Below are 23,938 nucleotides of genomic sequence, written 5' to 3' on the forward strand. Positions count from 1 at the left end.
CCTTTGCATTTATGGCTCAATCAGGAACGAGCGCTTAAAGAGTTCATACCGGCGTTTGACCTGCCGCACCCGCCAACCCAGCACCAGCAAGACCACGCCAATCGCAATGAAGAACGCTGCGGCGAGGAACGCCAGTAACTCAGGCCAAATCATCACTGCCACGCCGAGCGCCACCAACGCAATCCCTTGCGAGAGATAAAACCACCAGAGCGCCGAAAGTTCGGCGGTAATATAGTCAAACGGGCGAAAATCGATCGAATAGACCGGCATCGCTCCACCTCCTTATCATTCATACCAATCAGCGTCAACCCACGTGGTGACGCGATCGAGCGCGCACCGGTACGCCAACTCGGCGCGCAACCGAGCAATTTCGCGTTGCATTGCCAGCATGCGCCGGCGCATGTGCAACACCAGATCGATCGCATCGAAAGGCACTTCCAGATCGTCGATCAGGCGGCGAATCCGGCGCAATTCATCAAATTCAGCCGCCGGCAATTGCGGGAAAGGATGAATGTACCCGATATCAGCCAGATATTTCAACACCGACGCCGGCAAACCCACCGCCAGCGCCAATTCTTCTAAGCTCATGCGTCGCACTAACATAGGCGGCGTCTCCTTGGGTGAGGCGAAGCACCGCTTCGCCACGAAAGTTATCGTAATTCAGCCAATATCACCGGCAGGTTCTGTTCGCGGCCATCGCGGATAAACGTCACCTGCACGGTTTCACCGACTTGGGTCTCCGTTTCCAAATACACCAGCAATTCCTGACTGGTGGTGATGGAGCGGCCATTGATTGCCACGATCACGTCACCACCAACCGGCAAAATCCAGTTTCCGACCCGTACTACCTGCTGCGGCCCCCGCAAACCGGCTCGGGCAGCCGGGCCACCTTCGACCAATTCGGCAATAAGTAACCCCTGTTTGGTTGGCAAATTCATACCGGCCCGCTCGAACAGGGCAGCACGCTGCGGTGTCAATTCGATCAGGCGCACCCCCAATGACGGGTGTAGATAACGCCCTTCCCGGATCAATACGGGCACCACCCGCTGCACCGTCCGCGCAGAGATGGCAAAGCCGATGCCGGCATTGGCCCCACTGGGGCTGAGAATGGCCGAATTAACCCCGATCACACGGCCTGCCAAATCGAGCAGTGGTCCACCCGAATTACCGGGGTTGATAGCAACGTCCGATTGGATGACCTCGCCGATAAAGCGCTGGTTCGGACTTTCGATCACCCGGCCCAAGGCGCTCACGATCCCAAAGGTCAGCGTTCGCTCCAACCCAAACGGGTTGCCAAGCGCGAGCACAAATTGGCCGACGTAGACCTGCGTCGAGTCGCCGATCGGCAACGGGCGAACCTCGCTAGCCGGCAGCTCGACCTTGATCACGGCCAGATCGTTCGAGGGATCACTGCCCACGATCTGAGCCGGCAGCGTGCGGCCATCGGCCAGCGTCACCTGCAACTCATCGGCGTCGGCGATCACGTGATAGTTGGTGATGATATGGCCCAGTGTATCATAGAAAAAGCCTGATCCGCTGCCCTGACGCGGCACCGGGTTGAAGAAGAAATCGTAACTGATCGAGCGGCTGGTGATATTGACCACGCTCGGCCCGGCTTCGCGATAGACGGCGGCAATCTGGGTTTCGAGATCGGTCGCGGTCATCGGAATGACCGTCGGCGCGACCAGTGTAAACGGCGTGGACGATGGCGTAACCGCAACGGATTCCGGACGATTGCCCAAGAACGCCGTCCACACAAATGCACCGGCAATCACGGCCAGCAAAACCACTTCAACAAACAACACAATCCAACGACCGCGACCGGGTTGTGGCGACATAGAAAACCTCGTTGTTATATTATCGCTTATTGGAGCCGCACAGCCATACGGCTCTGCCGACCATGCGTGTGGAGCCGCATGGTCGTGCGGCTCTACTAGTTGGATACCGTCACGAACGTTTGCGATTGCGAACCAATTCGCGCAACGTGTTCAATTCGGCGTCGGTCAACGGTTCAGGCAACACCAATTTCACCCGCGCAAACAGATCACCGCGTTCTGCCGGGTTTTCCAGCCGTGGCATTCCTTTGCCGCGCAGGCGGAAGACTTTATCGGCCTGCGTGCGCGGCGGGATCTTGAGCGTCACCGTGCCGTCGATCGCCGGCACCCGCACCTCGCCGCCGACCGCCGCCGTAAAGGCATCGACCTCAATCGTGGTGGTCAAATCATCGCCGTCACGCGCGAACCGCGGATGCGATTCGACTTCGACCACCAGATAGAGATCGCCGGCGGGGCCGCTGCCAATACCGGGAGCCCCCTGCCCGCTCAGCCGCACGCGGGTGCCGCTGCGCACGCCGCGCGGAATGCGCGCCTCGATCCGCCGGTCGCCGACTTGCAGCGAGCACGTCGTACCCGCAAACGCCTCCTCCAGCGAGACGGTCACCGGCGCTTCGAGGTCGCGCCCACGCGCCGGACGGCTGGGCCGGCGGAATTGCGGCTGCCCGAAGATCGAGCTGAAGAAGTCGGAGAAGGGACTGTCAACCCCAAACAGGTCTTCAAGGTCTTCGGGCGAAACGTTATAGGTATACACCTGCTGGCCCGGCGCCGCTTGCCACTGGCTCCAGTTGAAATCGCCGCGCCCGCCGCTGCGCTGCCAGCGCTGATAGTACGAACGCAACTCGTCGTACTTGTGCCGCCGCTCTGGGTCGTTCAACGCCTGATAGGCTTCGTTTATCTCTTTAAAGCGCTCTTCGGCCTGCTTATCGCCCGGATTGACGTCAGGATGGTATTGCCGCGCCAGTTTGCGGTAGGCTTGTTTAATCCCCTGATCGTCGGCATCAGGGCTGAGGCCCAAGATGGCATAATAATCTTTGAATTCCATAGTATTTCTACTGTATCAGTTTGTGATAGTATTGGCGCAACGATGCGCTGCCCACCGTTGCGCCGCCGAGTCAACCGCTGCGGGCGCCAGCTCACCAGCGCAAGATGCCGGCCAACCCGCTGAAATCGCGCAGCAATCGCTCTTCGGCTGCGCCCGACACAAATTCCAGTCGGGTCGCAAAGGCCGTGCAGGCATCAACCAGCACATCGCGCAAAGCGACCGGTTGCGGTTCTGCATCGGGCGCCAGCACCAGCGCCTGTTCACGGCTGCCGGCCAACAACCCGTCGCCGGTCAGCCACACTTGTTCGTTGAGCCGCCACGGCGCCAGCAAGACACTCAACCGGCCTTCTTGCAGCGCAGCCAACACCGGATCGACACCCCACACGCCGGGTTGGCGCGTCACCTGATTGAGCAACTCTTGCTCATGAACCTGTTCGGCATGTTCAAGCGCCGGCAAGACTTTCGCCAGCACATAGGCCGGTGCGGCTTCGGGGTGAGGCAGATCGGCCACGTGGGCCACAACCATCTGTTGGACGGTACGCGGTAACAGCGCGGCAAACTGCTTCGTCGCCTCATCCCGGCCCAGTAAGACTAGCCGGCGAATGCCGAAGTGGGCCAATGCCCGCTCGGTCAAACCCGCCAACCGTTGCAGATAGCGCGCCGCGATATTCTCCATCCGGCGGGCAAAGCGATCGCGGTTGCCCATCGCCTGTGCGCGGAGCCGCTCGCGCAACCGCTGCGGGTCAAACTGATCGACTTCATGCCAGAGCTCGGCCTCGACGCTGCGGAAGACATCGGTATGCTCGACAATCTCGCCTAGAAAGACCTCGAAGAAGCGCCAACCCTCGCCGCGCAACCAGATGACGGCCGTGCGCTCATACTGGTCGAGCGTATAGATAATCGGGGCAATGTACGGTTCGCCCCAACGCGCCTCAACCCGGCCATTGCTCAAATCAAGCAGCGGCAGCGAGATATGGATCGGCAAGCGCGTGATCGTGACTTGCGAACCGGCAGTCTCAGCAGCAAAGATCGCTAACGTGCGCGCTTCGGAGACAAATTCGGCCTCGAGTGCCGCAAGTACCGCCTGCTCAACCGTAGCCGGCGCAGCCAGCGCCTTCACCGCATTACGCGCGCGCAACTCCCAAGCTCGCCGCGCATTGTCCGGGTTGGCCGGATCAACCTCAACGTAAAGCGAAAGCACCGGCGGCTGCAACGCTCCCAACTCGGCTCGGATCTGTCGCACTGTGTCGCGATCGATCATACTCTTCCTTCCTTTCGGCGGTTACCGCCACCAACGCGCGATGAGGTTGGCAATGACGGTCAACACCAGACTCACCACCAGCATGGTGCCGAGTGGAATAAAGATGGTTAGATTATCGCGTTCGATCAAAATATCGCCGGGTAGACGGCCAAGCCACGGCAAACGGCCGGCGACCAAAACCACCAGCCCGATCACGATCAAAACCACTCCGGCGCCGATCAACCAACGTCCTAGCTCGGTCATAGCTGCACCTCATGACGGGCAGACGAGCGCTCTGATGTTCTTCTGCTTTGGTATTATGATGAAGCGATATTAGCCAGCGGTCAACGGGGTGCTAATAATGTGTTAGAAACCGAGACTGAAACCGATTCCAATGACGGTGAGAAGACTTGCACCTAATTCTTGCATCCCCACCAATGGTGTCGGTGTGGTCAGGCTGCGTGGTAAGAGACCGATCCAGCAGCGTAGGGTAAGAAGGATAAAGATGAGAAACACCGGCCAACCAACCCAATCCAATACCACGAGACCACCGGCTATGAGCAGTGCTATTCCGTGCCAGAGCAATGCCGGCGCACGACGCACCGGTTCGTTACGCGCTAAGCGCAGGCGAACACGGACATAGATGATCGCGGTTGCGGCTTGCATTGCAAGGAGTAACCACGCCAGCATCGCCGGTGGGAATGACCAACCATCTGCCATCATAATCGCTGCCACCAACGCACTAATCGCCACAGCACCGCACAATTCGGCCGCAAGCGCCCGACTCTCCTTACGGAGATCGAAGAATAATTGGCCTATCGCAAATGGAGCAGCGAGTGCAATCGGCAACCAAAAGGGTGACGCTGCATTAACGATTGCCAAACCAAGACCGATGAACGCAATCGTACTATAGCCCACCACGAACCGCTCGGCAATAACGGTGCGTGGATAGCGTTTTCTGCGTCGGTAATCGCCGAATGCGATCTTGAGCGGCTGGCGCGTCAGGAAAGCACCGAAGCCGGCCAGACTCAACCAGAACCCTGCCATCGAAGGTGCCAACCACAATCCAAGCACAATCGGTGCTGCTAAAAACCCCCAACCACCGTGTTCAACCGGCAATGCAATTGGCCGTACCCGCACCGTTTGCGGTGTACGGATCAGACGTTCGTTTTGGTGCATGCGGCCTTTTTCCGTCCAACACTAGGCAATCGCCGCTTATTCGCGAGAACCTTTAAGGAGCAGCAGCAACATCACGACCGGCGTTCGAGCTTGTAGGCTATGTGGCAACCGCGCCGGCATATGCACCCACATGTTAGGAACTGCCTCAACAACCTCTTCGCCGAGTGTGATGCGCGCTTCGCCTTGCAGGATATGCATAATTGCCGGCGTTGCAGCGGTATGCTCTGATAACTCTTGCCCGGCGGCAAAGCCAAAGAGAACCGCTTTGATCGTCGCGTCTTGGTAAATCGTGCGGCTGATAATTCCATCCTCGGGGATGTTGATCTGACCGATCAGATGGTGGACCGCGGCAAGGCTCATCGCTACTGCTCCTTTACGCGCAGGATCGACGCAACAACCGGCGGACGAGGTGTGTGTATATCACGATTATACTACGTTTCGTACCTGCTTACGAGAGAGGAATGTCTCACACCGGGTTCTGTTAAAGTCGCTTACGAAAAACTGCACTGTTGGAATTCGGAATATATCCCTTGGTATTGTGGAAATAGAATGGGGTATACTGCTCATGGGCATATCAAATTCGCTTAACGCTACCATTTGCGTCTTCCGCAATTAAAATAGAAAGAGAACGCTATGAATCAGGGTCGTCAATCATTTCCAACTCCTCCGATACAGGGCTGGTCAATGTCAGCCCTTATCTCGCTCGTCTTTATCATCATGGTTGCAAGCCTTTTGATCAGCAATTCCATCACTACCATTGAAGCCGGTACTCGCGGTGTCTTGAAGACATTTGGCGAGATTACCGGCGTGCTCGATGAAGGATTACACTTCCGCATGCCGTTCATCACGTCGGTGACGGTAGTTGAAGTACGCACGCAGCGCTACGAGTCGAATTCAAGTGCTGCATCGCGCGATTTACAGACGGTGACAACGCAGGTAGTGATTAACTACCGCCCCGATGCTACCCAAGTTGACCGGCTGGTACGCGAGATCGGCGTTGATTACGAGCGTCGGGTGGTTGATCCGGCGATTCAAGAGGCGATTAAGGCGGCGACCGCTCGTTTCACCGCCGAAGAGCTGATTACCCGTCGACCTGAAGTGTCGGATTTGATCCTAAGTGTGTTGAGCGAGCGATTGATGCCACGCGGCGTAATCGTTGAGAATGTCTCGATCACCGATTTCAACTTCAGCCCAGAATTCGCCCGCGCGATCGAGGCCAAGCAGGTAGCTGAGCAAGACGCCCTGCGCGCCGCCCGCGAGCTCGAGCGAGCGCGGATCGAAGCCCAACAGCAGGTAGCCCGCGCCGAAGCCGAAGCTAAGGCCCGGCTCGAAATCGCTCGCGCCGAAGCCGAGTCACTCCGCTTACTCGGCGAAGTAGTTTCGCCGCAATTGCTGCAACTGCGCTTCATCGAGCGCTGGGACGGCATCATGCCCCGGTTTATCGGCGGCGATAACGGGTTGTTGACAATGCTGAGCATTCCGACCGACGACATTTTGAATGATCCGGCGACCACGCGCGCTACACCGCAAAACATCGCGCCGGCGGGGACGGAAGCGACGCCGAATCCGTAAGCGTGTTACGAGCGTGACGTTTTGGAGAAATGCCCCCCTCCCAACTTCCCCCCGCTGGAGGGAGGCGTAAGATGCTCCTCCCCCGCTGGGGGAGGAGCAAGGGGTGGGGGCAAGACCTGTACCACCGAGAACGTAGAGAACACAGAGGAATAGCCACAAAAAATTGCAAAAGGCACAAACGTATAATGTTACTCTCTTGTGGCTTCTAGTAGCTCTTCCCCCAAACCCCTCTGCGCCTTTGCCCGCTTTGCGTCTGTGTATCTGCGGAGGAGCAGCATAGACTTCACATACCGACTCCCCATTTGACACAATACTCGACTTCTGGTATATTCGTCGCACTATGAGAAACGTACACGCATCCACCAAGCAGAGCAAGCGCGCGAAGAAGCCGGACGCAAGGTCTGGTTAGCTATGCTTGTCTGCTGTGCGGAAGAGACAAGACCCGGCTCACCAGACCAACGGTGCGCCGGGTCAATTGTTTGTGTATGGAGGGATGGATGAAACGGATAGCCACGACCAGCCCAATTGCCTACACGCCACGCTACTGCCGGCCCGAACTGTTTGGCTCTTGTCAAGTGAGAGAGGTGTCACCGTATGTCACTGCCTGAGCGCCTGTTTTTTGTCGATACGACCTTACGCGAAGGCGAACAGTTTGCCAGCGCCCGTTTTACCACTGCTCAACGCATCGCTATCGCTGAGATGCTCGACGCTTTTGGCGTTGAGTACATCGAAATGACCTCGCCCGCCGCTTCGCCGCAAAGCGCGCGTGATCTTGCTACAATCGCTCGCCACGGCTTGCGCGCTCGTATCCTCACCCATATTCGCTGCCACATGGCCGATGCTCGCCTCGCCGTCGAACACGGCGCGCAAGGCGCGAACCTGCTCTTCGCCACCTCTGAACCACTGCGCACGGTCAGCCATGGCCGGAGTTTGAGCGAGATTCTGGAAGAAGCGCGACAGGTGATCACCTTCTTGCATGACCACGACCTTGAAGTGCGCTTTTCGAGCGAAGATAGCTTCCGCACCGATCTCGCCGACCTGATCCGTATCTACCGCGCCGTTGAGGAGATGGGAGTGCAGCGGATCGGCCTCGCTGATACTGTTGGCATCGCCACGCCACGGCAAGTCTACGATGTGGTCAGCGCGGTACGCGCCGAAGTGAAGTGCGACATCGAATTTCATGGCCACAACGACAGCGGCTGCGCCATTGCCAATACCTTCTGCGCTGCCGAAGCCGGCGCGACCCACCTTGATGTGACGGTGCTCGGCATTGGCGAGCGCAACGGCATCGCCAGCCTGAGCGGGATGATCGCCCGGCTGGCCAGCGTAGACCCGGCCCGCGTGCAACGTTACCGGCTCGACCTGCTGCCCAAGCTTGATGAGACCGTCGCCACGATGATCGGGATCGAGATTCCGTTCAACCAGTGCATCACCAGCCCCACCGCCTTCCACCACAAGGCCGGGATGCATACCAAGGCAGTGCTGGCCGATCCGCGCAGCTACGAAGTGCTCGATCCGAAGCTATTTGGCCGCCAGCGCACGATCGCGGTTGCCCATCGCCTAGTGGGGTGGCACGCGGTCGCCGAACGGGCCCGCGAGCTGGGCATTACCCTCAGCGAAGCACAGGCGCGCGCCGCCGCCGCCCGCATTAAGGCCCTTGGCGACGAACACGATCTTGATGGCGCTATGATCGACGAAATTCTGTACAGCTACGCTGAATAACACCGTATGGCCGTGCGGCGTGCGGCCACCAACTACAACGAGGATACGACTATGCCAACGATGAGCGAACAAATTCTGAGCCGCGTCGCCGATCGTCTAGTGCGCGCCGGCGATGTTGTGACGGCGAACGTGGATCTGGTGATGGTGCATGATAGCTTGGCCCCCGGCATCATCCGCATTCTGCACCAAGAATTGGGCGCTGAGCGGGTGTGGGATCCGCAGCGGGTGGCGGTGGTGATCGACCACGTGGCTCCCGCGGCCAGCGTGCAGACCGCCGAGAAGCAGCAGGAGGTGCGGCGCTGGGTGCGCGCACAGGGTATTCCCAATCTGTTTGATGTCGGGCGCGGCATTTCGCACCCGGTGTTGGTTGAAGAGGGGTTGGTCCAGCCGGGGATGTTGATTTTGGGCAGCGATAGCCACAGCACGGCGTATGGCTGCGTAGGAGCGTTTGGCTCCGGGATGGGCAGCACCGACATTGCGCTGGCGCTGGCGACTGGCAAGACATGGCTGCGCGTGCCAGAAACGATTGTCGTGCGTGCAAGCGGCACATTTGGCTTCGGCGTCGGCCCGAAGGATTTGGCGCTCCGCGCCGCCCGTTTGCTCCGCGCTGATGGCGCGACCTACGCTGCAATCGAGTGGCACGGCGTCGAGCAGCTTAGCGTGATGGAGCGGATGACGCTGGCGACCCTCTCGATTGAAATGGGGGCCAAGGCTGGGATTATTCCGCCGGCTGGCCTCGATCTCACTGGCCCGCTCGTACCAACCGTCGATGCCGATGCGCAGTATCAAGAGGTGGTTGAGATCGATCTCGGCCAACTTGAACCGCAAGTCTCCGCGCCGCATTATGTCGATAACGTCGCCGATCTGAGCGATCTGGGCCGGGTGGCGGTTGATGTGGTCTACCTCGGCACTTGCACCAACGGCCATTACGAAGATATGGCGGTCGCGGCCCAGATTCTAGCTGGACGCCGCCTTGCTCCGAGTGTGCGCATGATCGTCGTGCCGGCTAGCGCGCAGGCGCTGCAACGCGCTGCTGCCGATGGCACCCTCGCAACCTTGCTCGCCGCCGGCGCCACCATCGGCACGCCGGGGTGCGGCGCATGCATTGGCCGCCACATGGGAGTGCTCGCCCCCGGCGAGGTCTGCCTGTTCACCGGCAACCGCAACTTCCGTGGCCGTATGGGCAGTCCCGAAGCGCAGATCTATCTCGCCTCGCCGGCAGTCGCCGCCGCGACAGCGCTTACTGGCTATCTAACCGACCCGCGCGCGGTGATGGATGGCCAGCCGGTCGTATCGCGGTAACGCTCAGCGCAGAAAGAGAGGCTTTGCTATGGCTCGCGTGTGGCTCTTTGGCCCCGATATCAATACCGATCAGATTGTTCCCGGTCGCTATGCGCCGTACATGTTGAAGGATGAGAGCGAATTGCGCCGCTACCCGTTTGTCGAACACCGGCCCGATTTTGCGCCTAACGTGCGCCCCGGCGATATCATCGTCGCCGGCAAGAACTTTGGCTGCGGCAGTTCGCGCGAATACGCTCCGCTGGCGCTGCGCATGGTCGGCGTCGGCGCGATTATCGCCCCGCTCTTCGCCCGCATCTTCTTCCGCAACGCGCTCAATCTCGGCATCCCCTGCTTTACCGCCGATCTGACCAACGAGCTGGCCGATGGCGATGAAGTCGAGCTGGATTTAGAGAGCGGGCGGATCACAACCAGCGCTGGGCGTGTGATCCACTTGCCGCCGCCGCCGCTCTTCTTGCGCGAGGTGTGGGCCGCAGGAGGCATTGTGCCGTTCTACCGCCAGTATGGTCGTTTCCCCGGTGAGGTGGCGTGATGCAGATCTGTGTTATTCCCGGCGATGGGATCGGCCCAGAGGTGATGGCCGTGGCGACGGCGGCGCTACGCGTGCTGGCGCCTGACCTCACCCTGACCGAAGCCGAAGCGGGGTGGGGCGTCTTTCAGCGTACCGGCGTCGCGCTGCCCGCCGAGACGCTGGCGACGGCCCGCGAAGCGACCGCGATCCTCTTTGGCGCGGTCGCCTCGCCGAGCCACCCGGTACCCGGCTATCGCAGCCCGATTGTCGAACTGCGCCGCACGCTCGACCTCTACGCCAACATCCGGCCCACCACCGGCCCCGGCGTTGATCTGGTGGTCGTGCGCGAGAACACCGAAGACCTGTACAGCGGGCGCGAACGGCTCGAAGACGATGGTAACACCGCCATCGCCGAGCGCGTCATCACCCGCACGGCCTCGGCCCGGATTGTGCGCGCCGCCTGTGAAATGGCTCGCACCCGCCAAGCCGCCGGCCATCCCGGCAAGGTCATGATTGTTCACAAAGCCAATGTGCTGCGGGTCAGCGACGGCCTGTTCCGTACCGTGGCACTGGAAGTCGCTGCCGACTTCCCCGAATTGACCTTTGAAGAGCGGTTGGTTGATGTGGCCGCGATGCAACTGGCCGCCCAACCGCAACGGTTCGATGTGATCGTCACTACGAACCTGTTCGGCGATATTCTCTCAGACGTTGCTTGCATTCACGGCGGCGGCTTGGGTGTCGCCGCCAGCAGCAATCTCGGTCACGGACGGGCGCTGTTCGAGCCGGTGCATGGCGCTGCGCCCGACATCGCCGGACGTGGCATTGCCAATCCAACCGCAGCCCTCAACTGCGTGGTGATGCTGCTCGAGTGGATTGGGCGGCCTCACGCCGCCGAACGGTTACGCCGGGCCATGGAGGTAGTCGCCGCTGCCGGCATTCGCACTCCCGACGCCGGGGGCGACGCGACGACTCGTGAAGTAGCCGATGCGATTCTTGAACAACTCACAAGCCACGCCTGAAAGGAGCACCAACCATGCGCGCCGAATGCCCCGAATGCGCCGCCGAAATCATCTTGCCGGCCAACACGCTGGAGAGCGAGATTATTGCCTGCCCTGATTGCGGCACCGAATTGGAAGTCGCCAGCCTCAACCCACCCACCCTCGCCCTCGCTCCTGAGGTCGAAGAGGATTGGGGAGAATAACAACTTTCTTCGTGCTACAGCCAAAGGAGTTTATCAATGCGCGCCGAATGCCCTGAATGCGCCGCCGAAATCATCTTGCCGGCCAACACGCTGGAGAGCGAGATTATTGCTTGCCCCGACTGCGGCGCCGAATTGGAAGTCGTCAGCCTCAACCCGCCCACCCTCGCCCTCGCTCCTGAGGTTGAAGAGGATTGGGGAGAATAGGAGAACCGATTATGCGCATTGCCGTCCTCTGCTCACGCATCCGCGCCGAAGAGAAGCTGCTCTTTCAAGAGTTGGAACGCCGTGGTCTCGATTATGTCAAAATCGATGACCGTGAGCACATCTTTGATCTCCACCAGACCAGCTACCCGTTCGATGTCGTGCTTGAGCGCGCCATCCAGCACAGCCGCGCACTGTATATGCTCAAAATCTTTAACGACGCCGGCGTGCCGACGGTCAACACCTACCACGTTGCCCTCACCTGCGGCGACAAGTTTCTCACCACGCAGGCACTCATCCATGCCGGGGTGCCCACGCCGCGCTGTTTGCTCGCCTTCACGCCGGAAAGTGCGCTCGAAGCGATCGAGCAGCTCGGCTATCCGGTAGTGCTCAAGCCGGTGATCGGCTCGTGGGGGCGGATGGTGAGCAAGATCAACGACCGCGACGCTGCCGAAGCCATTCTTGAGCACCGCGACGTGCTGGGCAACTACCAGCATTCGATCTTCTACATCCAGCAATACATCAACAAGCCGGGCCGCGACATCCGCAGCTTCGTGATCGGCGACGAGTGCATTGCAGCCATCTACCGCACCAGTCCGCACTGGATCACTAATACCGCGCGCGGCGGCGTCGCGACCAACTGCCCGATCACGCCAGAGCTAGCCGATCTGAGCGTGCGCGCAGCGCACGCAGTCGGCGGCGGCGTGGTCGCGATCGACATTCTAGAAACGCCCGAAGGCGAGTTGTTGGTCAATGAAGTGAATTACACGATGGAGTTCCGCAATAGCATCGACACCACGGGGGTAGACATCCCGGCCCGGATTATCGATTACGTGGTGGAAGTGGGTCGCGGTCGCCAGTAGCATCCTACCGCGCTGCCCTTTCCGGCGATGGTGTGTTGCGTCTTGTTGATGAGGCATGTATGACTTTGCGCGTTAGCATTGTGGGGGCGAGCGGCTATGTCGGCGGCGAGCTGTTGCGCCTCTTGCTCGATCACCCGCACGTGACGATTGTGCAGGCGACCAGCGCTCGCAACGCCGGGAGGTACCTCTATCAGGTGCATCCCAACTTGCGCGGCCGCACCAACCTGCAATTCGTTCACCCGGACACGTTGCAGCCGTGTGATCTGCTCTTTCTGGCCCTGCCTCACGGCGAGGCGGCGCAGGCCATCGAGCGTTACGCCGCTCTCGCCGAGCGGATCATTGACTGTTCGGCTGACTTCCGCCTGCGCGATCCGGCGGTCTACCAGCAGTGGTACGGCAATCCGCACCCGGCCCCGGCGTGGCTGGAGCGGTTTGTGTATGGGTTGCCTGAAGTGAACCGGTCTGCGCTGATCGGCGCGCGCTATGCCAGCGGCGTCGGTTGCAATGCTACTGCCACTAACCTTGCCCTGATGCCGCTGGTGCAAGCCGATCTGATCGACCGCACCCGCCCGATTATCGCCGACGTAAAGGTGGGATCATCGGAAGGCGGCGCGACTGCCAGCGACGCCAGCCACCACCCCGAACGCTCCGGCGCGGTGCGCTCGTTTGCGCCGGTTGGTCACCGCCACCTCGCCGAAGTCGAGCAGATTACTGGCTTGCGCAACGTTCACATGTCGATCACCGCAATCGAGCTGGTGCGCGGCGCGTTAGCGACGGTGCATGCCTTCGCGTCGCGTGACTTGACCGAGAAGGATCTGTGGCAGGCGTACCGCGGCTTTGCCCGCGAACAGCCATTTGTGCGCATTGTGAAGGAGCGGCAGGGCATTTATCGCTACCCCGAACCGAAGATACTGGCAGGAGCCAATTACGCCGACATTGGCTTCGCCTACGAGCCAACGACCGGGCGGATTGTCAGTATCTGCGCGATCGACAACTTGATGAAGGGGGCTGCCGGTAGCGCGGTGCAGTGCATGAACCTGATGTGCGGGTTTGCCGAGACGACGGCGTTGACGTTTATGGGGTTGCATCCGTAGGGATGAACGATTTATGGAGTGTGGCAGTGTGACTGCCGCACTCCATAATGCTGAGTCATTGCACTTCGCTCGCGTCACGTATCGAGTGCGGCAGTGTGACCACCGCACTCGATAGCTTGATCACATACGGGCCAATTGGCAACCAGCCCCTACTCGTGTTCGGTTAACTGCTGGTCGGCCAACTCAGCCTGCAACGCCTGAATCGCCACCAGCAACTGGCGCTCGCGTTCGGCCAACGTCGCGGCCATTGCGCGCGCCGCCGACAACTGCGCGGCACGGGCTAAGGCCGTAGCGCCGGCGGGGACGGTATCATTCTCTAAGCGGGCAACCGACTGGCGCGCCCGCTCGAGGCCGGGGCGCAGGCTGTTGAGACGAGCGGTGAGTACTTCGATGCGCTGGCGAAAGTGATCTTGCATGGTCTATCCTCCATACACACTCGCCGGGCGCACCGATAGCGCCGCGGCGACAATGACCTGGGCGGCACCGTCGCCGCGATCCGCTCTTTAGTATACCGTTTTTGCACATTTTTTGCAATATGTGTGCAGAGGTGTTGCAATATAATGCGCAGGGAATCTTGCGTTCCCTGCGCATCGTGCTCGGTTCGGTTACTCCGAAGCTGTAATCACGCCATCGCGATAGATCTCGATCACCAAATCATGATTGATCCGGCCAGCGCAGTGCGTCGTCTTTTGCTCTGGCGGTTCGTTGCCGATCGCCTCAACGGTGACAACAATAGTCAAGTCAATATCGGTGTAGGCATCCTTCTGCGTGCTGATCAGCCAGATCGGTTCGCCGAGCGTGTCGCCTTTGCCGACATATTCGAGTTCGTCGAGGGTGTAGCGTGTATCAATGCTGCCGGTGATCGACACCCCCACATAGCCCGCTACAGTCGTGCTCATGAGCAGCAGCGCCATCCGGCGGCGTGACCGCCACGCGAGGATGCCGGGAGGCACGAAAGCCAATGCCAGCCGCACCGGTGGTCAGCATAACCGGCCAGTCGGATGTTTTCGGGTTCACCCCCCGCTGTTCACCACACTCAACGGATAGACGGCGCCGCTATCAATAGTGGCTTGGATCTGGTACTCAGGCGAGCGGCCATCGGGCGTCTGTTTCGCGATCTGCGGCGCCTCAGCAGTGGAACTGAGGGCAAAATCCTCGTTATTGTTGCGGCGAATGCTGATCACATCACCGACCCGGTTCGGCCGTTGCAGCCCCGCCGGCACTGTGATCCCGATATTGGCCTGCTCTAGCGCCACGCCGAGCAAATAGCGGGCATAGTCATTGAGGTTCGCGCGCAGCTTCGCTTGGCGCGCTTCATCCATCAACGGGTAGCTTCCCTCATTGATGGCCTTCACCAGCTCTTCCTCGCTCGGCGCGCAGGCACTGTTCGCGCAGAGGTTGACCTTGAGCAATTGGGCGTGAATGTAGCGCGACCCCTCACGCCAAGACGCAAACCATCACGTCTTGGCGTCACCACCAATATGGCTTAAGGATTGGATGGCACCGGCTGCGGAATCACCTGCGTCTGTCCATCGACCGCTTGATTGTTGAGCAGCAGAGTCAAATTGGTATTCGGGTCAACGAACCACACATTCCCCTTCGACATCATCTGCACCAGCAATTCGCGCTTGCGCAGCTCGAACAGTTCAGGGTTTTCGCGCCAGTAACGGCCTTCGATGGCCCGCACCTGCGCTTCGCGGTTGGCGGCCTCTAATGCGGCAGCGGTGATGCCCTTTTCGCGGGTCAGCGCCACCAGTGCCTCTTGCTCGGCTTGGAAGAGATTATTGGCCTGTTGGGCCTCAATTTGCTGCCGGCGCTTCTGCTCAGTCTCGATCTGCACTTCCAGATTGGCCTTTTCGGCCAGCAATTGAGCGTAGGTATCACCGACCTTGATATCGAGCACCTTCACCGCTTCGATCGTGATATAGAGCTGATCGACCGGCGCGCGCTGACCATCGCCGGGAGGCGTGGTGAGAAAGCGGCGGATGCGCTCGGCAAACGAGCCGCGATCCGAGAGTGCTTCATCGAGGGTGAATTGCGTGCTGGCGCTCTTGAGAGCATCGTTGATGAAGCCGTCGAGAAAATCACCGAGCAGCGTGTCACTCACCCCGATCTCAGCATAAGCTGCGCGCAACGCCTGCTCGGTCGGCAAGCGGCGAAAATCAACTTGAATGTCAATATCGTACAGTTGCTTATCGCTGCTGGCGACATTCTGCGAAATTTGGCGCGCTTGGCGGCGCACATTGACCAGCTCGATCTCGGTAAACGGCGCGAAGGGGCGGAAGATCGGCCCCGGCCCATGCACAGCCACGATCCGGCCTTGCACCAGCTCGATCGCAGCTTGCCCTTCATCGACCTGCACATACTTCATCGTACTCAGGCCAATGCCGGCAATGATCAACAATACGATAAATCCACCCACTAACGACAATCGTGAATTCATACTTCCTCCTTCACCGGTGCGCGGCGCTCGCTGCGACATCACACCCCCCTTGTTCACGTTCGCAGTGACGTCTGTTCATGTTGGGAAGTACGCACGGCAGCGGCAGAAGTTGCATCCGGCTCGGCGATACCCAACGTTTCGGCGACGATATAGAGTGGCCGGCCTTTCACCTCATCGTAGATGCGACCAACGTATTCGCCGATAATGCCGAGCGAAATCAGTTGCACTGCGCCAAGGAAGAGTACGCTGACCAACGTGCTGGCCTGCCCGTAGAACGCCGGTTCGGCGGCGGCGGGGTTGGCTAGCCGCATCACAAAGACCACAAGGAGGAAAATCATACTAATCGCGGCGACGATAAAACCGAGATAGGTCGCTAGTTGCAGCGGCAAATACGAAAAGCTGGTAATGCCATCAAGGGCAAAACGCAACATCTTGCGCAGCGGATATTTGGTGGTGCCGGCAGTGCGGGCATGGCGACGATACGGCACCCCGGTCTGGCGGAAGCCAACCCACGCCGACAAGCCGCGCATAAAGCGGTGATGTTCGCGCATGCGCTTGAGCGTATCGACAACCTTGCGATCAATCAACCGGAAATCGCCGGTATCGACCGGAATCTTGACATTCGTGATCCGCACGATCAGGCGATAAAAGATAGCCGCTGTCGTCTTCTTAAACCACGTCTCGCCTTCACGCTCTTCGCGCACGCCATACACCACCTGATAGCCTTCGCGCCAGCGCGCAATCAGATCGGGAATCACTTCCGGCGGGTCTTGCAGGTCGGAATCGATCACAATCACCGCCTTGCCGGCAGCATAGTCAGTGCCGGCGGTAATCGCAATCTGATGGCCGAAATTGCGCGAGAAGTTGATCACCTTGATCCGCGGATCACGCTCGTGCAGCTCGCGCATAATTTCCGGCGACCGATCCCGGCAGCCGTCATTCACCAACACCAGCTCAAACGGTTCTCTTAACGGTTCGAGTGCGGCGATCACCCGCCGGCAAAACTCGGCGATCAACTGCTCTTCATTGTAGACCGGCGCGACCACCGAGAAGGTTGGTTGCACATCAGACATATTCCCTCCCCGCCTTAATTGGCGGCAGATCCAAACTGTTTATTTCAGCACCGGCGTATACTTGAGAAGACAATGCAACGTCTTTCCTCACACCGCTGCCATCTCTTCCCAATTCGGCCCCGTTTCGAGGTTGACGCCAAGCGGCACCACCAGTTGGTAGGCGCTGCTCATCACTTCACGCAGGAGCTGGGCCGCCGCTGGCACTTCGTCCTCCGGCGCTTCGGCGATCAGCTCGTCATGCACCTGTAAGAGCAAACGAGTGCGCAGGCCGCGTTCGCGCAAAGCGCGATGGACATTGACCATCGCAATCTTCATAATATCGGCGGCAGTGCCTTGGATCGGCGCGTTGATCGCCTCGCGCTCGGCAGCCGCTCGCCGCACCCCGCTGGCGCGCAGGTCTTCCATCACCCGCCGGCGGCCAAACAACGTCTGCACGTAGCCGTGTTGGCGGCCAAATTCGAGCGTTTGATCGATATACTGGTGAATGCCGGGGAATTGGGCGAACAGGTTGTCGATCAGTTGGCGGGCAAGGTCGCGCTCGATGCCAAGGCGCTGGGCAAGGCCAAAGGCGCTGATGCCGTAGATCACGCCAAACACCACCGTCTTGGCCACCCGGCGCTGGTTTTTATCGACCTGATCGGGCGCTACGCCAAACAGGCGGCTGGCCGTGGCGGCGTGAATGTCAAGGCCCTGCTGGAAGGCGGCGATCAGGTTTTTGTCGCCGCTGATGTGGGCTAGCACCCGCAACTCGATCTGCGAGTAGTCGGCGGCGACGAAGCGATGGCCGGGGGCGGCGACAAACGCGCGCCGGATTTCGCGGCCCTCTTCAGTGCGCACCGGAATATTTTGCAGGTTGGGATTGTTCGACGACAAACGGCCCGTCGCCGCGCCGATCTGGTTATACGAGGTGTGGATGCGTCCGGTGCGCGGATTGACTAGTTCCGGCAGGGCATCGATATAAGTGCTCTTGAGTTTAGTGAGCTGGCGATAGGTCAGAATATCGGCGGCAATCGGGTAGAGCTGGCTCAGCTCTTCCAACACTTCCGCCGTAATCGAATAGCCGCCGCTCTTGAGCTTGCTGAGGCCGTGGGCGCGCGGATCAATGCCCATCCGCTCAAACAAGACCTCGTTCAGTTGCGGGCCGGAATTGATGTTAAACGGTCCGCCGGCCTGCGCATAGATGCGCTCGGCCAGCTCGTTGATGCGGTGGGCGAAGCGTTTGCCCAACTCGCGCAGATACTCGTGATCGAGCAAGATGCCGGTCAGTTCCATATCAGTCAGCACGTCGATCAACGGCAGCTCGACCCGATAATACAGATCGCGCAGCGCGGCATCGGCGGCCAATTGGGAACGCAACGTCTCGGTGAGGAGCAAGGTATGCAGCGCATCGGCGGCGGCGTAGAGGGCGGCTTGCTCGATTGGCACTGCGGCAAAGCTGATCTGCTTACTACCCCGCCCGATCAGGTCTTCGATCGTCGTTGGCGGTTCAGGCAATTTCAACTCGTAAAAGGCTAAATCCTTCAACCCCTGCCGTTTGCCCAACATCGCCGCCGCGATCATGGTATCGAACGCCAACCCGGCCACGTGGATACCGACGCTAGCCAGCACCTCGGCATCAAACTTGGCGTTGTGGGCGAATTTGGGCTTGTGCGGGTCGGCAAACAGCGGGCCAAGCGCCGCCGCCACCTTGGCCAGCGGCAACTGCTCGCCAACCTCGTGCCCCACCGGCAGATAACAGGCATCATCGGGCGTGGTCGCGATGGAAATGCCGACCAAATCGCTCCCCACCGCTTGCAGACTCGTCGACTCGGTATCGAAGGCAAAGGCTGGCGCGGCGCGCAGGCGCGCCACCAGATCGGCCAATGCCGCTGCATCGCGTACAATCCGCGTCGCCGCCGCCGACGGATTGGTTGCCGGCGCTTCGCCGCCAAACAGCGAGAGCTGGGTGGGGCCACCGGCAGCCGGCGGCGCCGCCGGCAGATCGGCGGGCAACTCGGCCAATGCTGGCGCTTGCACCACCGGCGGCAATTTCTTGATCAGATTCGAGCTGACGCCGAACTCCAACTCTTGCAAGAGGGCCATCACCGCGGCCCGATCGTACACGCCAAGCCGGGCCGCCGCTCGATCGAGCTGCACCGGGGCATTGGTCACGATCGTCGCCAACTGGCGCGAAAAACGGGCCGTCTCCTGTTGCTCGTTCAGCAAGGGCTGGTACCGTCTCGGCGCATCAGCAATGTGGTCAAGGAGATTATCGAGCGAGCCAAACTGCTTGAGCAAGGCAATCGCGCCCTTCTCACCGATCCCACGCACACCGGAAATATTGTCAGAGGCATCGCCCTTCAGACCGCGCAGATCGGCCAGTTGCGCCGGTTCGAGGCCATCGTACCGCTTGCGCACCTGCTCGACATCGTATAGCGTGACGCTCGTCTTGCCGCCGTACGGGTTGGCCAGTGCCACGCGCACGTGCTCGTTCACCAATTGCAGCACATCAGAGTCGCCGGTGAGGATGATCACATCCAACCCCTGCGCAGTCGCTTGGCAAGCCAGAGTGCCGATCACATCATCGGCTTCATACCCCTCGGCAGTGTAGATCGGGATCGACAGCGCCCGTACCAACTGCGTGATCCGCTCAAACTGCGGGTAGAACTCTTCCGGCGTCTCGGCGCGTCCAGCTTTATATTCGGCGTAAAGATCATCGCGAAAGGTGCGCCCGACGTCAAACGCGACGGCAGCGTATTCAGGCCGGTAATCGGCCAGCGCCGTCAGCAAGATTTGGGCAAACCCAAACACGGCATACGTCGGCTCGCCGCGCGACGAGCGCAGACCGCTCTCGCGCAAGGCAAAAAACGCGCGATACGCCAACGCATGGCCGTCAACCAGCACCAACAACGGGCGCACCATACCAAAGCTCCATTCCCAACGAAGCGCACCACTCGTCATGCGCATTTGGATTATACCACGCCGCGCTATGGAAACATCCTCGCCAAACGCAACCGGTCGCTTGTCGCCGCGTGGTACAATGTGAACAATGTCAAAAGCGCGGTCGTACCAACGCATGATTGTCCGATGGGTGCGCAAACACCGCCAGCAGCAAACACAACACACCTGACACACTCATATGACCACAGCCATTGTGACCGATCAGCGGTTCGATCTGCATACATGGCACGGCCACGTCGAACAGGCCAGCCGGCTGCACGCGATTCAGCGCGCCATCCAATCGGCGGGTTTGCTCGGCTATCTCAAACCATTGCCCATCCGCCCAGCGACCGAAGCAGAATTGCTGGCCGTGCATAGCCCACACATGCTGCACCGGGTGCGCCAACTGGCCAGTTACGGCGGCGGCCAAATCGATAGCGATACCTATGTCACCGCCGACTCGTGGGAGGTGGGGTTGCTGGCGGCAGGCGCGACGATCTGCTTGGCCGAAGCGATCGCCGAAGAGCGTTGCCACAACGGGTTTGCGCTCGTGCGCCCGCCCGGCCATCACGCGACCGATGCCCGCTCGATGGGGTTCTGCCTCTTTAACAACATTGCCATTGCAGCACGCGCATTACTCGACCGGTATGGCTTCAGGCGGATCGCGATCATCGACTTCGACGTGCATCACGGCAACGGCACCCAAGATATCTTCTACCGCGATGGGCGGGTGCTCTTCTGTTCGACTCACGCCGCGCCGCTCTACCCCGGCACCGGCGCTATGCACGAAATGGGAGACCCGCGCACTGCCGGCGGCGCTACGCTCAATGTACCGTTACCGTACAGTACCGGCGATCAGGGGTATGAGCGCGTCTTCCGCCAGATCATCGGGCCGGCGTTGCGCCGTTTTCAACCCGAAATGATGCTGATCTCGGCGGGGTTCGATGCCCACTGGAGCGACCCGATCGGGCCGATGGCGCTTTCGGTCAACGGGTTTGCCCGCATCGTACAGCATTTGCTCAATTGGGCCGCCGAGCTGTGCGATGGCCGGATCGGCTTTGTGCTTGAGGGGGGTTACAGCTTGCCCGCCCTCGCTGCCGGCGTCGTTGCAACACTCCGCTTAATGGTCGGCATGGATCCTGGCCCCGATCCGATGGGTGGCGTCCAAGCGCCCGAACCAGCGATTAACCATATCATCACCGCATTGCAACATCAACATCCGCTCTTGATGCAGACCGGTTATCAGGGAGAAGTATGATTGCAGTGATTAACTACGGCGCCGGCAATCTGCCCAATGTGGTGCGCGCATTGCGGCGAGTTGGCGCCGATTTGACCGTTACCGACAATCCCGATGTGATTCGTTCGGCGCAGGCTGTCGTCTTGCCCGGGGTCGGCGCCACCGCTGATACGATGGCCAGCTTGCGCCAGCTCGGCATTGCCGCTGTCTTGCCGGAAGTGGCAGCAGCGAGCACACCGTTTCTCGGCATTTGCGTCGGCATGCAAGTCTTGTTGAGCGAGAGCGAGGAATTCGGCCCACATCCATGCCTCGATATTGTGCCGGGAACCGTGCGGCGACTGCCCGACAGCGCCGGCAAAATCCCGCAAATTGGGTGGAATCAGGTGCAGATTACACCGGCGTTTCGCGAGCATCCGCTCTTTACCGGCATTCCTGACCGGGCCGATGTCTACTTTGTTCACTCGTACTACTGCGATGTCGCTGATCCAACGATCATCGCCGCGCGCACCGATTATGGGTTGCTCTTTCCGAGCGTGATCATCCGCGACCAGCTGGCTGCGGTGCAGTTTCACCCCGAAAAGAGCGGCGACTATGGTTTGCGCTTGTTAGCCAACTTTGTGGCGTGGAGCGGCGCAACCACTCTGAGAGGATGAGGTATGGAGATTATTCCGGCGATTGATTTGAAAGACGGGCGCTGCGTGCGACTGTATCAAGGAGATTTCGCCCAGATGACAATCTACGCCGACGATCCGGTCGCCGTGGCGCGGGAATGGCAAGCGCAAGGGGCAACCCGTTTGCATCTGGTCGATCTCGATGGCGCGCGCGCCGGCAGACCGCAGAATGTCGATGCGGTCTTGGCGATTACCCAAGCCGTGCGGATTCCCGTGCAACTCGGCGGCGGCTTACGCCGCGAAGAGGATGTCGAGGCGGCCTTGGCCCTCGGTGTCGAGCGGGTGATTATCGGCACCGCTGCAATTGCCGAAACTGAACTGGTGGCCTGCCTGCTCCATCGCTTCGACGAGCAGATCGTGATCGGGATCGACGCGCGGAACGGCATGGTGGCAACCGATGGCTGGACGGTCACCTCAACCGTAGCGGCCACGACGCTCGCCGCGCAGATGGCTGCGCTCGGCGCGCGTCGGATCATCTATACTGACATTAGCCGTGACGGTGCGCTCAGCGGCCCTAATTTCACTGCGCTGGCCGAATTGATCCGCGCTGATGGACCGGCAATTATCGCTAGCGGCGGCATTGCCAACCTCGATCACGTGCGCCGGCTAGCCCAGCTTGGGGTCGAGGGAGCGATTATCGGCAAGGCGTTGTACGTGGGAGCGATCAGCTTGCCCGAAGCATTGGCCGTCGCCCAAACAGTGACTTCATAACCATACGAGGATGGCATGTCAAATTCAGACCTTACTGCGCGTTACGAAGAGGAGCGCCTGCGCGCTCAAGAGCAGTCGCAACTGGTTTACTTGCAAAGCCAGATCGACGAATTGCGCCGCCTGCTCAAAGATCAGACCAACAAGTATCAATGGGCGATGGAACAGGTGCGCAAGAATGAAGGCACAATCGCGCAGATACAAAGCCTCTTTGAGCGGCATACGAGCGAAGTGGCGCAGGCGAACGAGATTGTGCGCCGCGATGTGGTCGCGTTGCGGCGCGAAGTAGCGGCGGCGCTGGTAAAGATTGAAGAAGGTGTGCGCCCGCTGCGTGATATGCAGTCGCAGATTCAGCAAATCGCCGAAGCGCGCAAACAAGATCGCGACTTTCTAGCCGGCTGGCTGAGCCGGATCGAGCAGGCCGAGCGCCAAATTGCCGCGTTATCGTCACAGATCAAAGAACTTGATGAGCGCCAACGCCAGTTTGCTCTCCAACTCGAACGCTTGCGCGAAGCTGACGCCGCCGTGATGCAAGAGGTACGCCGCTTTAACGATGAACTACAGGTCGAGAAGCAGCAAATGCGGCGGATGGCAGTGGAATCGCAACAGTTTGTCGCTGATCTTCGCCCTGTCGTCGATGAACAGCGTTCCCGGATCGACCGGCTAGAAGAGATTCGCCAGCAAATCGATCTCTTCGCTGAAGCATTGCCGGCGCAAATCAAAGAGTTGAAAGCAAAGCTGCCTGACCTAGTCAACGAAATAAAGCGGATTGAGCGGATCTCGACCGAACGTTTCCTGATGAACCAAGAACGGTTGGAAGAGTTGCGCCAGATGACCGATGAGCGGATGAGTGCGTTGCAAGAGACTGACGAGCAGTATTTGCGCCAATTGACGGCATGGCTCGAACGCGTTGATGGTTGGTTGCGCGAGCTTGAGCAGCGCCTCACGCGTACCACTGATCGGATGGAGCTTGAACAAAAGGCGCAGCTCTTGCGAATTATGGAATTGGAGCGACGCGAGGCGGACACCATCAATACCCAATTGGTCACGTTACGCCAACGGCTCGAACAGGTACGCGCTGCCCATCTCGAACTGGGAGGGGGCGATCAGCGATCATAAAATGCAAGG

General features: G+C 59.9%; 27 protein-coding genes. 13 read left to right on the forward strand and 14 right to left on the reverse strand.

Annotation, left to right across the window (positions count from 1 at the left end):
• Nucleotides 1-9: 9 nt before the first annotated feature.
• The 8 genes from U9R61_RS05100 to U9R61_RS05135 all read right to left on the reverse strand — a co-directional run bounded on the left by U9R61_RS05100 (nucleotide 10) and on the right by U9R61_RS05135 (nucleotide 5,656).
• Nucleotides 10-270 (reverse strand): hypothetical protein, encoded by a 261-nt coding sequence (locus U9R61_RS05100; RefSeq protein WP_066791694.1) that lies wholly within the window; start codon nucleotides 268-270, stop codon nucleotides 10-12.
• 15 nt (nucleotides 271-285) lie between these two features.
• Nucleotides 286-603: a chaperone modulator CbpM gene (locus tag U9R61_RS05105; RefSeq protein WP_322487741.1), complete on the reverse strand. Its 318-nt coding sequence runs from the start codon at nucleotides 601-603 to the stop codon at nucleotides 286-288.
• Nucleotides 604-650: 47 nt separating this feature from the next.
• Nucleotides 651-1,838, reverse strand: coding sequence for a S1C family serine protease (locus U9R61_RS05110; RefSeq protein ID WP_322487742.1), 1,188 nt, complete (start codon nucleotides 1,836-1,838; stop codon nucleotides 651-653).
• A gap of 109 nt (nucleotides 1,839-1,947) precedes the next feature.
• Nucleotides 1,948-2,877: a J domain-containing protein gene (locus U9R61_RS05115; protein WP_322487743.1), complete on the reverse strand. Its 930-nt coding sequence runs from the start codon at nucleotides 2,875-2,877 to the stop codon at nucleotides 1,948-1,950.
• A gap of 91 nt (nucleotides 2,878-2,968) precedes the next feature.
• Entirely contained in the window at nucleotides 2,969-4,138 is a 1,170-nt protein-coding gene (locus U9R61_RS05120; protein ID WP_322487744.1) for a VLRF1 family aeRF1-type release factor, read from the reverse strand.
• Nucleotides 4,139-4,159: 21 nt separating this feature from the next.
• On the reverse strand, nucleotides 4,160-4,381 hold the full coding sequence (locus U9R61_RS05125; protein ID WP_322487745.1) for a DUF2905 domain-containing protein: 222 nt from the start codon (nucleotides 4,379-4,381) through the stop codon (nucleotides 4,160-4,162).
• Nucleotides 4,382-4,483: 102 nt separating this feature from the next.
• Nucleotides 4,484-5,296 carry a YwiC-like family protein gene (locus tag U9R61_RS05130; RefSeq protein WP_322487746.1) on the reverse strand — a complete coding sequence of 271 codons (813 nt, stop codon included), beginning with the start codon at nucleotides 5,294-5,296 and terminating at the stop codon, nucleotides 4,484-4,486.
• 36 nt (nucleotides 5,297-5,332) lie between these two features.
• Nucleotides 5,333-5,656 carry a cupin domain-containing protein gene (locus U9R61_RS05135; protein WP_322487747.1) on the reverse strand — a complete coding sequence of 108 codons (324 nt, stop codon included), beginning with the start codon at nucleotides 5,654-5,656 and terminating at the stop codon, nucleotides 5,333-5,335.
• 324 nt (nucleotides 5,657-5,980) lie between these two features.
• Between U9R61_RS05135 and U9R61_RS05140 the strand changes: the two genes are divergently transcribed.
• The 9 genes from U9R61_RS05140 to argC all read left to right on the forward strand — a co-directional run bounded on the left by U9R61_RS05140 (nucleotide 5,981) and on the right by argC (nucleotide 13,759).
• Nucleotides 5,981-6,868 carry a prohibitin family protein gene (locus U9R61_RS05140; RefSeq protein WP_322487748.1) on the forward strand — a complete coding sequence of 296 codons (888 nt, stop codon included), beginning with the start codon at nucleotides 5,981-5,983 and terminating at the stop codon, nucleotides 6,866-6,868.
• Nucleotides 6,869-7,462: 594 nt separating this feature from the next.
• Nucleotides 7,463-8,590 carry a homocitrate synthase gene (gene lysS, locus U9R61_RS05145; protein ID WP_322487749.1) on the forward strand — a complete coding sequence of 376 codons (1,128 nt, stop codon included), beginning with the start codon at nucleotides 7,463-7,465 and terminating at the stop codon, nucleotides 8,588-8,590.
• Between the two features lie 51 nt (nucleotides 8,591-8,641).
• Nucleotides 8,642-9,892 (forward strand): 3-isopropylmalate dehydratase large subunit, encoded by a 1,251-nt coding sequence (locus tag U9R61_RS05150; RefSeq protein ID WP_416208821.1) that lies wholly within the window; start codon nucleotides 8,642-8,644, stop codon nucleotides 9,890-9,892.
• A gap of 28 nt (nucleotides 9,893-9,920) precedes the next feature.
• The gene (locus U9R61_RS05155; protein WP_322487751.1) at nucleotides 9,921-10,421 is read left to right on the forward strand and encodes a homoaconitate hydratase; all 501 of its coding nucleotides are present in this window, start codon (nucleotides 9,921-9,923) and stop codon (nucleotides 10,419-10,421) included.
• The gene (locus U9R61_RS05160) at nucleotides 10,421-11,419 is read left to right on the forward strand and encodes an isocitrate/isopropylmalate dehydrogenase family protein (RefSeq protein WP_322487752.1); all 999 of its coding nucleotides are present in this window, start codon (nucleotides 10,421-10,423) and stop codon (nucleotides 11,417-11,419) included. Before U9R61_RS05155 ends, U9R61_RS05160 begins: the two co-directional genes overlap by 1 nt.
• A 14-nt stretch (nucleotides 11,420-11,433) precedes the next feature.
• On the forward strand, nucleotides 11,434-11,601 hold the full coding sequence (gene lysW, locus U9R61_RS05165; protein WP_322487753.1) for a lysine biosynthesis protein LysW: 168 nt from the start codon (nucleotides 11,434-11,436) through the stop codon (nucleotides 11,599-11,601).
• A gap of 36 nt (nucleotides 11,602-11,637) precedes the next feature.
• On the forward strand, nucleotides 11,638-11,805 hold the full coding sequence (gene lysW, locus U9R61_RS05170) for a lysine biosynthesis protein LysW (protein ID WP_322487754.1): 168 nt from the start codon (nucleotides 11,638-11,640) through the stop codon (nucleotides 11,803-11,805).
• A gap of 11 nt (nucleotides 11,806-11,816) precedes the next feature.
• Nucleotides 11,817-12,665 (forward strand): lysine biosynthesis protein LysX, encoded by an 849-nt coding sequence (gene lysX / locus U9R61_RS05175; protein WP_322487755.1) that lies wholly within the window; start codon nucleotides 11,817-11,819, stop codon nucleotides 12,663-12,665.
• A gap of 59 nt (nucleotides 12,666-12,724) precedes the next feature.
• Complete coding sequence (gene argC / locus U9R61_RS05180; protein ID WP_322487756.1) at nucleotides 12,725-13,759, forward strand: N-acetyl-gamma-glutamyl-phosphate reductase; 1,035 nt, start codon at nucleotides 12,725-12,727, stop codon at nucleotides 13,757-13,759.
• A gap of 149 nt (nucleotides 13,760-13,908) precedes the next feature.
• Here the strand turns inward: argC and U9R61_RS05185 are convergent, their stop codons facing one another.
• The 6 genes from U9R61_RS05185 to polA all read right to left on the reverse strand — a co-directional run bounded on the left by U9R61_RS05185 (nucleotide 13,909) and on the right by polA (nucleotide 20,176).
• Nucleotides 13,909-14,175, reverse strand: coding sequence for a hypothetical protein (locus U9R61_RS05185; RefSeq protein WP_066791651.1), 267 nt, complete (start codon nucleotides 14,173-14,175; stop codon nucleotides 13,909-13,911).
• A 189-nt stretch (nucleotides 14,176-14,364) separates the two neighbouring features.
• Nucleotides 14,365-14,733, reverse strand: coding sequence for a hypothetical protein (locus U9R61_RS05190; protein ID WP_322487757.1), 369 nt, complete (start codon nucleotides 14,731-14,733; stop codon nucleotides 14,365-14,367).
• Between the two features lie 39 nt (nucleotides 14,734-14,772).
• Entirely contained in the window at nucleotides 14,773-15,114 is a 342-nt protein-coding gene (locus U9R61_RS05195; RefSeq protein ID WP_322487758.1) for a hypothetical protein, read from the reverse strand.
• Nucleotides 15,115-15,245: 131 nt separating this feature from the next.
• Complete coding sequence (locus U9R61_RS05200) at nucleotides 15,246-16,202, reverse strand: SPFH domain-containing protein (RefSeq protein ID WP_322487759.1); 957 nt, start codon at nucleotides 16,200-16,202, stop codon at nucleotides 15,246-15,248.
• Between the two features lie 53 nt (nucleotides 16,203-16,255).
• Nucleotides 16,256-17,275 carry a glycosyltransferase family 2 protein gene (locus tag U9R61_RS05205; protein ID WP_322487760.1) on the reverse strand — a complete coding sequence of 340 codons (1,020 nt, stop codon included), beginning with the start codon at nucleotides 17,273-17,275 and terminating at the stop codon, nucleotides 16,256-16,258.
• Between the two features lie 87 nt (nucleotides 17,276-17,362).
• Entirely contained in the window at nucleotides 17,363-20,176 is a 2,814-nt protein-coding gene (gene polA / locus U9R61_RS05210; protein ID WP_322487761.1) for a DNA polymerase I, read from the reverse strand.
• A 217-nt stretch (nucleotides 20,177-20,393) separates the two neighbouring features.
• Here polA and U9R61_RS05215 point away from each other — a divergent pair, with 217 nt between their 5' ends.
• The 4 genes from U9R61_RS05215 to U9R61_RS05230 are packed head-to-tail and all read left to right on the forward strand — an operon-like array spanning nucleotide 20,394 to nucleotide 23,929.
• A complete protein-coding gene (locus U9R61_RS05215) occupies nucleotides 20,394-21,452 on the forward strand; it encodes a histone deacetylase (RefSeq protein WP_322487762.1) in 1,059 nt (352 codons plus the stop codon).
• A complete protein-coding gene (hisH, locus tag U9R61_RS05220) occupies nucleotides 21,449-22,084 on the forward strand; it encodes an imidazole glycerol phosphate synthase subunit HisH (RefSeq protein WP_322487763.1) in 636 nt (211 codons plus the stop codon). The genes U9R61_RS05215 and hisH overlap by 4 nt, the downstream gene beginning before the upstream one ends.
• A 3-nt stretch (nucleotides 22,085-22,087) precedes the next feature.
• Nucleotides 22,088-22,813, forward strand: a complete 726-nt coding sequence (gene hisA / locus U9R61_RS05225) for a 1-(5-phosphoribosyl)-5-[(5-phosphoribosylamino)methylideneamino]imidazole-4-carboxamide isomerase (RefSeq protein WP_322487764.1) — start codon at nucleotides 22,088-22,090, stop codon at nucleotides 22,811-22,813.
• A gap of 15 nt (nucleotides 22,814-22,828) precedes the next feature.
• A complete protein-coding gene (locus U9R61_RS05230) occupies nucleotides 22,829-23,929 on the forward strand; it encodes a hypothetical protein (protein ID WP_322487765.1) in 1,101 nt (366 codons plus the stop codon).
• The last annotated feature ends 9 nt before the right edge of the window (nucleotides 23,930-23,938 follow it).

Source organism: Chloroflexus sp., assembly GCF_034431535.1.
GTDB lineage: Bacteria > Chloroflexota > Chloroflexia > Chloroflexales > Chloroflexaceae > Chloroflexus.

Coding starts and splice junctions, on each gene's coding strand:
- U9R61_RS05160 (WP_322487752.1), top strand. CDS start 10,421: ATGCAGATCTGTGTTATTCCCGGCGATGGGATCGGCCCAGAGGTGATG.
- lysW (WP_322487754.1), top strand. CDS start 11,638: ATGCGCGCCGAATGCCCTGAATGCGCCGCCGAAATCATCTTGCCGGCC.
- hisA (WP_322487764.1), top strand. CDS start 22,088: ATGGAGATTATTCCGGCGATTGATTTGAAAGACGGGCGCTGCGTGCGA.
- U9R61_RS05105 (WP_322487741.1), bottom strand. CDS start 603: ATGTTAGTGCGACGCATGAGCTTAGAAGAATTGGCGCTGGCGGTGGGT.
- lysW (WP_322487753.1), top strand. CDS start 11,434: ATGCGCGCCGAATGCCCCGAATGCGCCGCCGAAATCATCTTGCCGGCC.
- U9R61_RS05100 (WP_066791694.1), bottom strand. CDS start 270: ATGCCGGTCTATTCGATCGATTTTCGCCCGTTTGACTATATTACCGCC.
- lysS (WP_322487749.1), top strand. CDS start 7,463: ATGTCACTGCCTGAGCGCCTGTTTTTTGTCGATACGACCTTACGCGAA.
- U9R61_RS05205 (WP_322487760.1), bottom strand. CDS start 17,275: ATGTCTGATGTGCAACCAACCTTCTCGGTGGTCGCGCCGGTCTACAAT.
- hisH (WP_322487763.1), top strand. CDS start 21,449: ATGATTGCAGTGATTAACTACGGCGCCGGCAATCTGCCCAATGTGGTG.
- lysX (WP_322487755.1), top strand. CDS start 11,817: ATGCGCATTGCCGTCCTCTGCTCACGCATCCGCGCCGAAGAGAAGCTG.
- polA (WP_322487761.1), bottom strand. CDS start 20,176: ATGGTGCGCCCGTTGTTGGTGCTGGTTGACGGCCATGCGTTGGCGTAT.
- U9R61_RS05140 (WP_322487748.1), top strand. CDS start 5,981: ATGTCAGCCCTTATCTCGCTCGTCTTTATCATCATGGTTGCAAGCCTT.
- U9R61_RS05125 (WP_322487745.1), bottom strand. CDS start 4,381: ATGACCGAGCTAGGACGTTGGTTGATCGGCGCCGGAGTGGTTTTGATC.
- U9R61_RS05130 (WP_322487746.1), bottom strand. CDS start 5,296: ATGCACCAAAACGAACGTCTGATCCGTACACCGCAAACGGTGCGGGTA.
- U9R61_RS05185 (WP_066791651.1), bottom strand. CDS start 14,175: ATGCAAGATCACTTTCGCCAGCGCATCGAAGTACTCACCGCTCGTCTC.
- U9R61_RS05215 (WP_322487762.1), top strand. CDS start 20,394: ATGACCACAGCCATTGTGACCGATCAGCGGTTCGATCTGCATACATGG.
- argC (WP_322487756.1), top strand. CDS start 12,725: ATGACTTTGCGCGTTAGCATTGTGGGGGCGAGCGGCTATGTCGGCGGC.
- U9R61_RS05150 (WP_416208821.1), top strand. CDS start 8,642: ATGCCAACGATGAGCGAACAAATTCTGAGCCGCGTCGCCGATCGTCTA.
- U9R61_RS05230 (WP_322487765.1), top strand. CDS start 22,829: ATGTCAAATTCAGACCTTACTGCGCGTTACGAAGAGGAGCGCCTGCGC.
- U9R61_RS05135 (WP_322487747.1), bottom strand. CDS start 5,656: ATGAGCCTTGCCGCGGTCCACCATCTGATCGGTCAGATCAACATCCCC.
- U9R61_RS05200 (WP_322487759.1), bottom strand. CDS start 16,202: ATGAATTCACGATTGTCGTTAGTGGGTGGATTTATCGTATTGTTGATC.
- U9R61_RS05120 (WP_322487744.1), bottom strand. CDS start 4,138: ATGATCGATCGCGACACAGTGCGACAGATCCGAGCCGAGTTGGGAGCG.
- U9R61_RS05115 (WP_322487743.1), bottom strand. CDS start 2,877: ATGGAATTCAAAGATTATTATGCCATCTTGGGCCTCAGCCCTGATGCC.
- U9R61_RS05110 (WP_322487742.1), bottom strand. CDS start 1,838: ATGTCGCCACAACCCGGTCGCGGTCGTTGGATTGTGTTGTTTGTTGAA.
- U9R61_RS05155 (WP_322487751.1), top strand. CDS start 9,921: ATGGCTCGCGTGTGGCTCTTTGGCCCCGATATCAATACCGATCAGATT.